We start from the raw sequence: 12966 nt of genomic DNA on the forward strand, positions 1-12966 counted from the left end.
GGTCCCCGAAGGGTTGCACCCGCCCGCTCGCCGCGGGCGTGGCGTCACTTCTTCTTGTCGCCCGGACCCTTCTGCTCGAGCTCGGCCTTGAGGGCGAGGAGCTTGGCGAAGGGCGAATTGGGATCGAGCGGCTTTTCCGGCCGCGCCTCGCGCTGCGGACGGTCGTCGCGGCGCTGCGGACGATGATCGCGATCGCCGCGGCCCTGCTCGGGACGGCCACGACCGCCCTCGGGACGCGGACCGCGCGGCCGATCGCCGTCGCGCCGATCGCCGCCCTCGCGGTTCTGGAAGCCGCCTTCGCGATTTTGGAACCCGCCTTCGCGGGGACGACGCGGACCACCGCCCTCGCCGCCTTCGCGACGGTCGCCGCCCTCGCGGCGCGGTCCGCCGCGCTGGCCCTGATGACCCTGGTGGCCATGGCCGCGATGATGATGCTCGCCGCGCTCGAAACGGCCCGGACGCCAGACGTCGACTTCGACCTCGACGGTCTCGACCACGACCCCGACCGCCGCAACCGCCTCGGCCGGAGCCTCCGCGGGCGCCTCCTCGACGACCGGCGCTTCGGCCGGGGCCGCGTCCTCGACGGCCGCCTCGACCACCGGGGTCTCGACGACGTCGGTCTCGGCGACGGCCTCGACGCTCTCCGCCGGCGCCTCGGCCGGGGTCTCCTCGGCCGGCGCTTCCGCCGCGACCTCGACCGGAACGGCCGCCTCGGCGACCGGGGCCGGCGCGGCGACGGTCTTGGTGATCTTGCGCTTCTCGACGCGGTAGCCGAGCGACTTCAGCACCGAGGCGAAGTCCTCGCCCGAGCAGCCGAGTAGCGACGTCATCGCCACCGTCACGGTGAAGGCACCGCCGCCGGCGAGCGCGCCGTCGGGCGGCGTCACGGTCGGATCGAGCGGCTTCCAGGCGATCAGCGGCCGGATGATGTCGGCGAGACGCTCGAGAATGTCGATGCGCACCGCGCGCTCACCGCAGACCCGGAAGCCGGCGATGCGATAGAGCTGCTTGGGGATGGTCTTGTCGACCGGGATCGAGGTGCGACCCGAGGCCGAGAGATGGTTGAGGTCGACCGCCGAATGGGTGTCGACGTCCGGATTGGCGAGCGCCCACAGCCGCGCCACCAGCGCCGACGGCGCCGGCTTCAAGAGCGCCGGAACGAAGATGTGATAGGCGCCGAAGCGGATGCCGTACTTGCGCAAGCTGGCGCGCATCGTCTGGTCGAGCGCCTTGACGTCCTCGGCGATCTGCGACCGCTCGATCACGCCGAGCGCCTCGACGACGCGGAAGGCGACGCCCTTGCCGATGCCGTCGACGTCGGCCGCATCGCGCAGGTCGATCAGCGGCTTCAAGAGATTGGCGATCTGGGCGCCGATCCACAGTTCGAGCCGGGCCTGGACCTTGTCGCGGGCCGGGCCGGTCAGCTGCTCGTCGGCGAGCAGGATGACGGCGGGCTTCAACGCGTCGGCGCCCGGCGCGAGCTTGGCGACCGCGTCGCCCAGCCAGCGGATCGAGCCGTCGGCGGCCAGCGCGAACTCGCCGTCGCCGCCGCGTCCGAGCTTCTCGGCCCGCGCCTCGATTTCACCGGCGAGCGCCTTGGCGGCGGCGTTGCGCAGCGCGCGGGCGTCCTCGCCCTCGGCGCTGGCGTCTGCGACGAAGCGGAACCCCTGGAGGTGTCCGACGCGATGGCCCTCGACGATCACGTCGCCACCGTTGGAGATCTCGGCTTCGATCATGGCATTCTCTCTCAGGCGTCTCATCAGGACGGAAGTGCGCCGATCCACGAAACGCCGGGTCAGGCTCTCGTGCAGGGCATCGGAAAGTCGATCCTCGATCGCGCGCGTCTTGTCGCGCCAATGGACGGGGTCCGTCAACCAGTCGGGACGATTGGCGACGAAGGTCCATGTGCGCACGTGCGCGATTCGGGCCGACAGAGTATCGATGTCCCCGTCGATCCGATCCGCCTCGGCGAGCTGCCGGGCGAACCAGTCGGAGGGGATGGTGCCCTTTTCGACGAGGAATCGAAAGAGGGTCGCGACCAGATCGGCATGATTGGCGGGCGCGATCTTGCGATAATCGGGCACCTGCGCCACGTCCCACAACAGCGCCACGCGTTCGCGGCCCTGCGCCAGACGCATGACGTCGGCATCGCGCACCGCCAGATCCAGCGCCCGCTGGTCGTCCGCCTCCGGCGCCCGCGTCAGGCCTTCCTCGCGCGGCGCCTGGTCGAGACTGCGCCGCAATGCCGCGATCGACGCGAAGTCGAGCGCCGGATTGCGCCACTGGAAGCGCTGCAATGCGTTGAAGCGATGGGCCTCGAGCTGCTCGACCAGGTCGTCGGGTAGCGGATCGACCCGGCCCGTCACCCCGAAGGTGCCGTCGCGCAGATGCCGCCCGGCGCGCCCTGCGATCTGACCGAACTCCGCCGCCGTCAGGCCGCGGTACTGCCAGCCGTCGAACTTGCGGGAGCCGGCGAAGGCGACGTGGTCGACGTCGAGGTTCAGCCCCATGCCGATCGCGTCGGTGGCGACCAGGATGTCGACGTCGCCCGACTGGAAGAGCTCGACCTGGGCGTTACGGGTGCGGGGGGAAAGCGCCCCCATCACCACCGCCGCGCCGCCCCTCTGGCGGCGGACCAGCTCGGCGATGCCGTAGACCTCCTCGGCCGAGAAGGCGACCACCGCCGTGCGGGCGGGCAGACGCAGCAGCTTCTTCGACCCGGCGTAGGTCAGGAGCGACATGCGCGGCCGCGACACCACGATCAGGCCCGGCACCAGCTTCTCGAGCAGATCGCGCGCCGTGGCGGCCCCCAGCAGCAGCGTCTCGTTCTTGCCCCTGAGATTGAGGATGCGATCGGTGAAGACGTGGCCGCGTTCGAGATCGCCGGCGAGCTGCACCTCGTCGATCGCCACGAAGTCGACGTCGGCCGAGCGCGGCATCGCCTCGACGGTCGAGACCCAGTAGCGGGCGTGTTTCGGGACGATCTTCTCCTCGCCCGTCACCAGCGCCACGGCGTGCTTGCCGGCGCGCTCCACCAGCTTGCCGTAGACCTCGCGGGCCAGCAGCCGCAGCGGCAGGCCGATCAGACCGGTGCGGTTGGCCAGCATCCGCTCGATCGCCATGTGCGTCTTGCCGGTGTTGGTCGGGCCGAGCACGGCCGTGACCGTGCGCGCACGAGCCGAGCGCGGCAATTGAGGCAGCGAGGCGAGGTCGGAGGGACGAGGCGCCGAGGTGGTCGTGTTCACGTGGTCGAACCGGAACGGGTCGCGACGGGCGGATCGGAGAGCGACCCTTAGCACGGGGCCGCAGCGATTGCGCCCCCTTAATCGTTTCCCGCCGACGACGGTACGTCGCCCGCGCCCGCCGTTCACCCCTCCGTGGCAACCGGAACGAGTCTGGAACGAACCCGGCCCGAATCGCTGACTCGCTCCGATTCCAGATTCGTTCCCCACGAGATCTGGTGCCGACGCCCCGCCGCCGCACCAATTTCCGAATCGTCGTCAGACACTTGACGCGAGATGGTGAACGCACGGCAACCGCTTCGTCCCGTCTCGGGACGGCACTCTGCAGGACCGGCGAGCCACAACCTTCACGAGTCCGTCGAGGTTGCCGCGCCGACCGCCGCCACGGCCCGAACGACGAAAGAGGCCGGGGTCTCCCCCGGCCTCTCGCATGTCCGATGTGGTCGCTCGCAGATCAGTCGAGATCGCGGATGTCGACGAAGCGGCCCTTGATCGCGGCGGCGGCGGCCATGGCGGGGCTGACCAGATGGGTGCGGCCCTTGAAGCCCTGACGGCCCTCGAAGTTGCGGTTCGAGGTCGAGGCCGAACGCTCGCCGGGTGACAGCCGGTCGGCGTTCATCGCCAGACACATCGAGCAGCCCGGCTCGCGCCATTCGAAGCCGGCCTCGATGAAGATCTTGTCGAGACCCTCGGCCTCGGCCTGTTCCTTGACGAGGCCCGAGCCCGGCACGGCGAGCGCGCGCACGCCCTCGGCCACCTTGCGGCCCTTGGCGACCGCGGCGGCCGCACGGAAGTCCTCGATGCGGCCGTTGGTGCAGGAACCGATGAAGACCGTGTCGATCTTGACGTCGGTCATCTTCATGCCCGGCTTCAGATCCATGTACTCGAGCGCACGCTGCTTGGAGATGCGCTTGGTCTCGTCGGCGATCGCCGCCGGATCCGGGATCGGCTGGTCGATGGCGATGACGTCTTCCGGCGAGGTGCCCCAGGTGACGTTCGGCTTGAGCTTGCTCGCGTCGATGTGGATCTCGGCGTCGAAATGCGCGCCCTCGTCGGAGAACAGCGTCTTCCAGTAGGCGACTGCGGCGTCCCACTTCTCGCCCTGCGGCGCCTTCGGCTTGCCCTCGAAATAGGCGACCGTCTTGGCGTCCGGCGCGATCAGGCCGGCGCGGGCGCCCGCCTCGATCGACATGTTGCAGACGGTCATGCGGCCCTCGATCGAGAGATCCATGATCGCTTCGCCGGCATATTCGATGACGTAGCCGGTGCCGCCGGCGGTGCCGAGCTCGCCGATGATCGCCAGCACGATGTCCTTGGCGGTGATGCCGTGCGGCGCCTTGCCGGTGACCAGCACGCGCATGTTCTTGGCCTTGGCCTGGACCAGCGTCTGGGTGGCGAGCACGTGCTCGACCTCCGACGTGCCGATGCCGTGGGCGAGCGCGCCGAAGGCACCGTGGGTCGAGGTGTGGCTGTCGCCGCAGACGATCGTGGTGCCGGGCAGGGTGAAGCCCTGCTCCGGACCGACGACGTGGCACACACCCTGACGGATGTCGAAGGCGTCGTAGTATTCGAGGCCGAAGTCGGCGGCGTTGCGGGCGATCGTCGCCACCTGCAGCGCCGATTCCGGATCGTCGATGCCCTTGGAACGGTCGGTGGTCGGCACGTTGTGGTCGACGACCAGCAGCGTCTTCTCCGGCGCGCGGACCTTGCGGCCGGCGACGCGCAGCCCCTCGAAGGCCTGCGGGCTGGTCACCTCGTGGACGAGGTGGCGATCGATGTAGATGAGCGAGGTACCGTCCGGCTGGGTGGCGACGACGTGATCGTCCCAGATCTTGTCGTAGAGCGTGCGCGGAGCCATCGGCCGTATCCTTCTCGAGACGGGAAAACGTGGGGGCTCATTTAGAACAGGTCGCGTCGAAGGGAAAGGGCCGAAACGCGCGGCGGCACGGCTCGCGCGCGCCCGAGTGCTTGCAATGGGCGGCGAATGTTGCTATCGACCCGCCCGTCCGGCGTGATCGCCGTCGACGCGGCCTCCGCGTCGCCTTCACGATCACGCGACCGACAGAGGTCGCCGCGGTAGCTCAGCTGGTAGAGCACGTCATTCGTAATGATGGGGTCGGGGGTTCGAATCCCTTCCGCGGCACCACTTCTCCCTCCGAGATCATCCGCAGTGACCTCGTCGGTCGCCCGATGACCGAGATCCGCGCGCTCGGTGGGTCCGCATCGCTCGACCGGCTCTTTCGCGCCCCGTCACGGGACTCCGCATCAGCCCGGGTCCGACGGCCGCCACGGCAAATCGGTCGGCACGTTTCCCACGACACCGGCAATCAGCGCATTCTGCCGGGGTCCGCCGACCCGTGCCAGACGTTCGACCATGATCTCGGCGAGGCGCAGCGCTTCGGCGACGACGGCCTCGCTTCCCGCGCGCTCGGCGATCGTCGAAAAGCGCTCGAAACCGGCCTCGAGCAGTCGCATCCCCTCGGCATGGCGGTGAAGCGGGGCGGCGACGGCGGGACGCTCGCCGGCGGCGGCGGCCTCCTCTTCCGCCGCAATGGCGCGGAAGAGGGCTGCGTCGCCCACATTGCCGTCGACCTCGAGCCGGTCCGCGAGACCCCGATGCGCGGCGCCGGCGGCGGCGTTCCAACGCCGGGCCATGGCCGCCAGCTCGTCGAGCGAGGCGGGGATCTCGACGGTGACCGGCGGGTCGCTGCGAAAGGCCCGGCGACGGAAGCGCCTGAGATGGGCGGCATGCGTCAGTTCGGCGCGCGCCAGGTCCTCGGCCAGCAGGCGGATCGGATCACTCGTCGCCTCGGCCGCCACGTAGGCGTAGAAGGCGAAGGCCCGTTCCTCGTTGCGCACCGCGAAGGCGAGCGCCCGATAGGGACCGAAGTCGGCCGAGGTCGCGAGATCCGCCTCGCTCGTCCCCGGCGGCAGTTGCCAGGACGCCGACACGGGATCGATGTCGCGGCCCAGCATCGCCCGGCCGCGGCTGTCGATCATGTCGACATGGGCTTGTTCGAACTCGGCGAGCAGGCGGAACTCCGCCGCGACCGCCTCGGCGCCGTCGGCCTCCATCCGCGCCGCCAACCGGCGGTATCGCGTCGCCGCCTCGATCTCGAGCGCCTGCGCCACGGCGAGGAGGTCCCCGACGGATCGAATGGCGTCCGGTATGCATCCCGTCGTACCCGTCATCGTCGCCTCGTCCGGTTCGAACCTCAGATCCGCTCGACGCTCCGTGTGCCGTCCGGGTCGACGAAATGCGTCGTCAGCCCCCGTGCGCGCGTGATCGCGGCGGCGGCCTCGCGCGGCAGCAGGGTGAAGGCGGTCGACAGCGCATCGGCTTCCGTCGCCGTCGCCGCCTCGACCGAGACCGAGAGGAAGCGCCAGCTCGTGTGGCCGCTCGCCGGTTCGAGAATGTGATTGAAGCGCCGGTTCGGGTCGAAGGTCGTGCCGTAGCCGCCCGAGGTCGAAACCGCCCGGTCGGCGAGACCGATGGGCTCGGCGACGTCCCCCGGCTTCCGCGGGTCCTCGAGCCCGACGCGCCAGGGGCCGCCCTCCGGCCGGTCTCCGATCGCGCGCACCTCGCCCATGTCGACGAGCGCGTGCTCGATGCCGTTCCGGCGCAGCAGCTCGACGATGCGGTCGGTGACGTAGCCCTGGCCGATGCCGTTCAGCGTGACGCTCATGCCCGGCCGGGCGAACCCGATGCGCGACGGCGAGATCTCCAGCGCCGACGCGCCGACGCGGGCGATCGCCTGTTCGATCGCCGCCGCCGAAGGACCCTCCGGCACGGCGTTCGGATCGGCGAAATGCCTGGCGTAGAGATCCCACAGCGGCTGCACCGTCACGTCGAAGGCGCCGCCGGTCAGGTCGGCATAGACCCGTGCCTCCGAGAGGATGCGGACGAGATCGAGCGGCGGGGCGTCGATCGCCCCTTCGCGGTTCAGGCGCACGAGGGCGCTGTCGGATCGGTAGAGGCTGAGGATCGCCTCCAGCCGCTCGACTTCCCGCAGGCTGGCGGCGATCAGGCGATCGGCGGCCACCGGGTCGGGATGATGGATCTGCAATGTCGCATCGGCGCCGAGTGCGGCGCCCGACCAGACGCGCAGACGGGGTTCCGAGGCGGACGCGGCGACCCCGATCAGCGGCAGGCCGGCGGCGGCAGCGGTGATGGAGATGAAGCGGCGACGGTTCATGCGCATCATGGATCTCCCGCGGCGGATGCGAGGACATAGTCGACGGGAATGTCGGCGAGACGGACCACGCGCCCGCCGTGGGTCGCCGCGAAGGCACGCGCGGCGGCCTCGGTGCCGAAGGGGATGGCTTCGGCGGTGTCCATGCCGCTCTTCTTGCGACTGCCGATGACGAAGTCGGCGCGTTTCGCCTCGATCCAGGTCCCGGCCTCGGGCTGATCCCAGTTCGTCGCGCGTCCCATGTCGTTGACGTAGAAGGCGACGATGGCCTTCGGCATTTCCGGCAGGATCGAATAGGCGATGCCGTCGCGCACGCTGGCGAACCACAGGGGATCGGCGGCATCGCGCAGAAAGATCTGCGCCTTCGGTCCGCCGTGCTCACTCAGCATCATGCCGCAGATCTGGGCCTCGGTGTCCTTGCCCGGCTCCTGCGGGGCGGGAAGCGCGGCGAGCGCGTCGTCCTTGCAGGCGGACAGCAGCGGCAGGCCGGCGAGGCCGGCGAGAAAGCGTCGTCTGTTCATACCTGCCTCCTCGAGAACAGCGCCATGGCGGCGGCGAGCGGCACGACGATCCAGGCAAGGAGTGCGCCGAAGAGCGTCGGCCCGGAGAGCATGTGGCCGGTTCCCAACCCGGCAAGGCCGGCGAATCCGCTGACCTCGCTCGACGAGGTCAGGGTCGCCAGGCGGTAGGCGTCGGTCGGATTGAGGAGAAGCAGCACGTCGAGGACCTGCGCCGTCATCCGGCGTCCCTGATCGGCCGCGAGGATGCCGAGCAGCGCCATGTCGTAGAGCAGCACGAAGACCAGCCAGACGCCGATGGCGATGCCTCCGGCGATGCCGCGATCGCGCACGAGCGTGCTGACCAGGGTGCCGATGGCGACGAAGACGGCGCCGAGCAGCACCGAGGCGGCGATCATGAGGGCGAAGGCCCGGATCGTCGTCGCATCGCTCTCGCCGTTGAGAACGAGGGTGAGCCCGGCCAGCCCGTAACCGGCGACGGTCGCGACGGCGAGGCAGGCGACCTGGCCGAGGAACTTGCCGACGATCACCTGCGAGCGCGTCACCGGATAGGCGAGCAGCAGCGCCATGGTGCCGCGTTCCATCTCGCCGACGACGGCGTCGTAGGAGAGCAGCAGCGCGACGAGCGGGATCAGGAAGATGGTGAGGCTCGACAGGCTGACGATGGTGACGGCGAGCGCATTGACCTTGACCACCCCCGTCGGCGCCGAACCGAGGAAGGCGAGCGAGAAGGCGAGCGCCGCCAGCAGCACGCTCACCGCCAGAACCCAGCGATTGCGCAGGCCGTAGCGCAGTTCCTTCAGGGCGATCAGGAAGATCTGTCTCATGACGCCTCCTGTTGGAACGAGGCATAGAGATCGTCGAGGGACGGTCTGACGATGTCGATGTCCCGCACGTCGCGCGGCAGACGCCGGAGCGTGTCGATCAGGGCGTCCTCGTCGCATTCGCGTTCGACCAGCCCGCCGGGGCGCTCGCTCCAGCCGCTCCAGTCGGGACCGCCGTCGACGCCGCGGCGCAGTCGGATCTTCGGGCGCAGCGCCGCCAGTTCGCGCAGCAGGCTCAGCGTCCCGTCGGCGACCTTGCGGCCGCGGTTCATCACCACGATCCGGTCGACCCGTCCCTCCAACTCGGCCAACGCGTGCGAGGAGAGGAGGACGGTGGCGCCGTCACGGCGCAGTTCGGCGAGGATCTGGTAGAAGACCTGGCGCAGTTCCGGGTCGAGGCCGGTGGTCGGCTCGTCGAGGAGCATCAGGCGCGGGCGTCCGAGCATCGCCTGGGCGAGCCCCAACCGTTGCCGCATGCCCTTGGAATAGGTGCCGACGCGACGGTGGCGGGCCTCGATCAGCCCGACGCGATCGAGGATCTCCGCGTTCGCTCGAACCGGCAGCCCCTTCAGACGGGCGTAGAACGCCAGCGTCTCGTCTCCCGTCAGCGACGGGCCGAGCGCGACGTTCTCCGGCAGATAGCCGATCGCGGCCCGGCTCGGTGCCGCCGCACGCCGGCCCGGCTCGGTGCCGAGGACGCGCAAGTGACCGGCGCTCGGATCGATCAGGCCGAGCATCAGCTTGATGAGCGTCGACTTGCCGGCACCGTTGTGACCGACGAGGCCGATGCATTCGCCGGCATGGAGCGTCAGGTCTACGCCCTCGACCGCGAGCCGTTCGCCGAAGCGACGCGAGACGCCGGAGAGCGTGACGGTCGCCTCGCGAGCCTCGGTCGTCGTGATCGGTTCGCCGTCGTGCGGCAGCGGTGTCATGGCGGTCATGGCGAGGTCCAATGCGGAACGGCCGAAGGGTCGGGGGCCATCAGAGGCGCCGTGTCGACGACGCCGCCAGGATGCAGCGCCGGGAACTGGCCCTGTGCCCAGCGGACCACCTGCACGGCCGGCGAATTGAGCAACAGCTTGGCCGACGGCGCCCGCCAGACGACCTGATCCATCAGGTTGTTGGGCCGGTAGGGCTTGTCGGCGATGCCGTCGCCGCTCAGATCGAAGGCGGGATTGTCGCTGTAGTAGTTGCCGCGGCCGGCGACGGACCAGTCGATCACCCGGGTGCCGACGTACATGACCTGCGTGCGGTTCTGCACGAAGGCGTTGCCGGAGATGGCGTTGCGCTCCGAGCCGGCGGTGAAGTGCACGCCGATCTCACAGCCCTCGAACCAGTTGTCCGAGAAGCGGTTCTTGTTGGCGTTGTAGATGAACAGGCACTTGTTGGCGCCGCGGACCGCGTTGCGCTCGATCGTCGCCTGATTGGCGTAGTTGAACAGCAGTCCGTGGTCGCGGTCGCGGTCGGAGACGTTGTGGGTCAGCGTCAGCCGATCCGAATACATCATGACGTAGCCGGCATCGCTGCCGATCGACAGATTGTCGGCGACCACGCTGTCGTTGGTGTACATGAAGTGCACCGCGAAGCGCAGATTGCGGAAGGTGTTGCCGCTGATCGTGTTGCGTTTGCTCGACACCGAGAACACGCCGTCGCGACCGTTGCGGATGTCGTTGTCGAGGATCTTCGAACCCGGCGTGTTCCACAGCGACACCGCCGGCCCACGTTCGCTGACCCTGAGCCGCTTCAGTCCGTCGATGACGTTGTGGCGCACGACGACGTCCTGCGGACCGTCGAGATAGACCGAGATGAGATTGTCGAGGACGTGATTGTTCTCGATGACCGCACGGTGGGCCTCGCGCCCGAGGAAGATGCCGGAGTTCTTGTCGATCAGGGTCAGGCCGGATCCGGTGACGGTGAGACCGCGGAGGGTCACGTCGGTCGCCGCGATGGTGATGGTCGAGCCCTCACCGGAGCCGCGGATCACCGCGCCGGGCTCGCCTTCGAGCGTCAGGTGGGGAACCCGGATCACGAGGTCGCCCGGATGCTCGCCGGCCGCGATGCGGAGGATGTCGCCGGGGCCGGCGCGAGACAGCGCCTCTCCGACGTCCTCGCCCGCGGCGACGACGATGGTTTCGGCGCGCGCCCGCAGATCCCCCGCTCCGAGAAGAGCCGAGAACACCACCAGAGATCGGGCGAGCGCGCGCGAAACCATCGCTCACGCCTTCTTCGGTCGGACGATCATGCGGCCGGACATTTCCATGTGCAGCGCATGACAGAACCACTGGCAGTACCACCAGTGCACGCCGGGTCGATCGGCGGTGAAGGTCACCGAGGCCGTCGCCTGCGGACTGATCTCCATCGCGATGCCGTAGCGCACGATGGTGAAGCCGTGCGTCAGGTTCTCGATGTCGTCCATGTTGGTGAGGAAGACGGTGACCTCGTCGCCCTCGTTCACCTCGAACTTCTCGAGGCTGTACTGCGGCGCGTTCGAGTGCATGTAGACCCGCACCCTGGTGCCGTCGCGGATCACGTCGGCGGCCGAATCCAGCTTGACGCCGTCCTTCTTCGCCCATTCGCGGGCCTCCGCGAACATCGGATCGTCACGGCTCCAGATCGAGACCGGATTGATCTTCGAGCGATGCACGATGCAGGAGTCGTGCGGCTCGGCGAAGGCCGGACCGTCGTGCACGATCTTCATCTCGTCGCCGGAGATGTCGATCAGCTGGTCGTTGTTGGGCTTCAGCGGGCCGACGTTGATGAAGCGGTCCTTGGAGAACTTGTTCAGCGACAGCAGCCACTTGCCGTCGGCCTCCCTGGTTTCGCCCATCGATGTGTGGTTGTGGCCGGGCTGGTATTGGACGTCGAGCTTCTGGAGGATCGGCTCGACCTTCTCGCCCGCGAAGGCCCGGCGGGCCTTGTCGATGTTCCACTTGACCATCTGGCTGTCGATGAAGAGCGTGGTGTAGGCGTTGCCCTTGTTGTCGAAGGCCGTGTGCAGCGGTCCCAGCCCCAGCTGCGGCTCGGCGACGACGACGTCGCGCTCCTTGATCTTGCCGTCGAACAGATCGTCGAACTTGCGGACGTCGAGCACACTGACCGTCGGCGACAGCTTGCCGTTGATCACCACATGGATGCCGTCGGGGGCGGTGTTGACGCCGTGCGGCGAGTTCGGGATCGGGATGTAGCGGGTGTATTTCGACCCGTGGCGGCCGTCGATCACCTTGACCCCGTTGTGGACCTCGTAGGCGCCGTCCTTCACCGCCTGCTCGATGCGCCGGATGTTGAAGAGCACCGCCCAGGCCTGCTCGTGATCGGTCATCTCGGCGACCGTCGTGCCCTTGTTCGGATTGTAGCAACTGGAGAAGGCGTACTTGCCCTGGTAGTCGGCGTCGCAGTTGTCGAGGTTGCCGTCGACCAGCACCTGCCAGGCGACCTCCATCTTGTCGCCGTCGATGGCGGTGAACACCGACCAGTAGGTCTTGGGGTCGTCGAGATTGCCGGTGCCGTCGTTCGGCAGCGGGATGATGTGCTCCGAATTGGCGAAGACGTAGCCGGTGCGCGGAAACTTCTGCGGCCTGAGACCGTGGATGTCGGAGGCGTTGGGCACCTCGATGATCTTGTCGGTCTTGAAGACGTCGAGCCGGATGCGGGCGACCCGGCAGTTGGCCTTGTCGTTCACGAAGAGATAGCGGCCGTCGTAGGTGCCGTCGGTGAACGAGACGTGCGGGTGATGCAGGTCGCCGTTGAGGTAGACGCCGCCGCGGGACTCCAGGAACTTCCGGCTCGCCGGCATCAGCCCATCGGTCAGGATCTTGCGGCTCTCGTTGGTCTGGCCCCAGCCGGTGGCGCTGTCGCGGTTGAACACCGGGATGCGCACCAGTTCGCGCATCGACGGCATGCCGATGACGCGCACTTCGCCGGTCTGACCGGAGGAGGAGAAGCCGTAGTACTCGTCGAGGTCGCCGGGTTTGACCTCGGCGCTCTGCGTGCCCGTGCCGGCGGCCCGCGCCTCTCGAACGAAGTTGAGATAGGCGCCGCCGCCGGTCAGGGCGGCCGCGCCGGCGAGGGTGGTTCCGCCGAGTACGCCACGCCGGCTGAGACCTGGGTTCGGGTTCTGGGTTTCGTCCGTCATGTCGGTCTTCCTCCTTGAGCCCACCGGAGCGGGGATGCTTGGACGGATTGCTCCACC

9 protein-coding genes and 1 tRNA gene are annotated in these 12966 nt (G+C 68.8%); 1 reads left to right on the plus strand and 9 read right to left on the minus strand.

The annotated features are described in order from the left end of the window. Positions 1-44: 44 nt before the first annotated feature. Together ACT541_RS01785 and leuC are read right to left on the minus strand one after the other, a co-directional pair. The gene (locus ACT541_RS01785; RefSeq protein WP_476135998.1) at positions 45-3122 is read right to left on the minus strand and encodes a helicase-related protein; all 3078 of its coding nucleotides are present in this window, start codon (positions 3120-3122) and stop codon (positions 45-47) included. A gap of 574 nt (positions 3123-3696) precedes the next feature. Continuing rightward, positions 3697-5100, minus strand: a complete 1404-nt coding sequence (leuC, locus tag ACT541_RS01790; RefSeq protein ID WP_476133811.1) for a 3-isopropylmalate dehydratase large subunit — start codon at positions 5098-5100, stop codon at positions 3697-3699. Between the two features lie 212 nt (positions 5101-5312). Between leuC and ACT541_RS01795 the strand changes: the two genes are divergently transcribed. After that, positions 5313-5388, plus strand: a tRNA-Thr gene (locus ACT541_RS01795). A gap of 119 nt (positions 5389-5507) precedes the next feature. Here the strand turns inward: ACT541_RS01795 and ACT541_RS01800 are convergent. Genes ACT541_RS01800 through nosZ form a run of 7 tightly spaced genes read right to left on the minus strand, consistent with a single transcriptional unit; the run spans position 5508 to position 12909 of the window. Then, positions 5508-6434: a ferritin family protein gene (locus ACT541_RS01800; RefSeq protein WP_476133812.1), complete on the minus strand. Its 927-nt coding sequence runs from the start codon at positions 6432-6434 to the stop codon at positions 5508-5510. Between the two features lie 23 nt (positions 6435-6457). Beyond that, complete coding sequence (locus tag ACT541_RS01805; protein WP_476133813.1) at positions 6458-7438, minus strand: FAD:protein FMN transferase; 981 nt, start codon at positions 7436-7438, stop codon at positions 6458-6460. Positions 7439-7443: 5 nt separating this feature from the next. Continuing rightward, a complete protein-coding gene (locus tag ACT541_RS01810; protein ID WP_476133815.1) occupies positions 7444-7956 on the minus strand; it encodes a nitrous oxide reductase accessory protein NosL in 513 nt (170 codons plus the stop codon). Further along, positions 7953-8780, minus strand: coding sequence for an ABC transporter permease (locus tag ACT541_RS01815; protein WP_476133817.1), 828 nt, complete (start codon positions 8778-8780; stop codon positions 7953-7955). Before ACT541_RS01815 ends, ACT541_RS01810 begins: the two co-directional genes overlap by 4 nt. Further along, positions 8777-9709 (minus strand): ABC transporter ATP-binding protein, encoded by a 933-nt coding sequence (locus ACT541_RS01820; RefSeq protein WP_476136000.1) that lies wholly within the window; start codon positions 9707-9709, stop codon positions 8777-8779. Before ACT541_RS01820 ends, ACT541_RS01815 begins: the two co-directional genes overlap by 4 nt. A 5-nt stretch (positions 9710-9714) precedes the next feature. Continuing rightward, positions 9715-10989, minus strand: coding sequence for a nitrous oxide reductase family maturation protein NosD (locus ACT541_RS01825; protein ID WP_476133818.1), 1275 nt, complete (start codon positions 10987-10989; stop codon positions 9715-9717). Between the two features lie 3 nt (positions 10990-10992). Next, a complete protein-coding gene (nosZ, locus tag ACT541_RS01830; RefSeq protein ID WP_476133820.1) occupies positions 10993-12909 on the minus strand; it encodes a TAT-dependent nitrous-oxide reductase in 1917 nt (638 codons plus the stop codon). Positions 12910-12966 lie beyond the last annotated feature (57 nt).

This window comes from Pinisolibacter sp. DMC100 (assembly GCF_056313705.1).

What these genes read in the sequence shown, in the direction of transcription:
- ACT541_RS01785 (WP_476135998.1), bottom strand. Translation starts at nt 3,122, where the DNA reads ATGGCGATCGAGCGGATGCTGGCCAACCGCACCGGTCTGATCGGCCTG.
- ACT541_RS01800 (WP_476133812.1), bottom strand. Translation starts at nt 6,434, where the DNA reads ATGACGGGTACGACGGGATGCATACCGGACGCCATTCGATCCGTCGGG.
- ACT541_RS01805 (WP_476133813.1), bottom strand. Translation starts at nt 7,438, where the DNA reads ATGAACCGTCGCCGCTTCATCTCCATCACCGCTGCCGCCGCCGGCCTG.
- leuC (WP_476133811.1), bottom strand. Translation starts at nt 5,100, where the DNA reads ATGGCTCCGCGCACGCTCTACGACAAGATCTGGGACGATCACGTCGTC.
- ACT541_RS01810 (WP_476133815.1), bottom strand. Translation starts at nt 7,956, where the DNA reads ATGAACAGACGACGCTTTCTCGCCGGCCTCGCCGGCCTGCCGCTGCTG.
- ACT541_RS01815 (WP_476133817.1), bottom strand. Translation starts at nt 8,780, where the DNA reads ATGAGACAGATCTTCCTGATCGCCCTGAAGGAACTGCGCTACGGCCTG.
- ACT541_RS01825 (WP_476133818.1), bottom strand. Translation starts at nt 10,989, where the DNA reads ATGGTTTCGCGCGCGCTCGCCCGATCTCTGGTGGTGTTCTCGGCTCTT.
- nosZ (WP_476133820.1), bottom strand. Translation starts at nt 12,909, where the DNA reads ATGACGGACGAAACCCAGAACCCGAACCCAGGTCTCAGCCGGCGTGGC.
- ACT541_RS01820 (WP_476136000.1), bottom strand. Translation starts at nt 9,709, where the DNA reads ATGACACCGCTGCCGCACGACGGCGAACCGATCACGACGACCGAGGCT.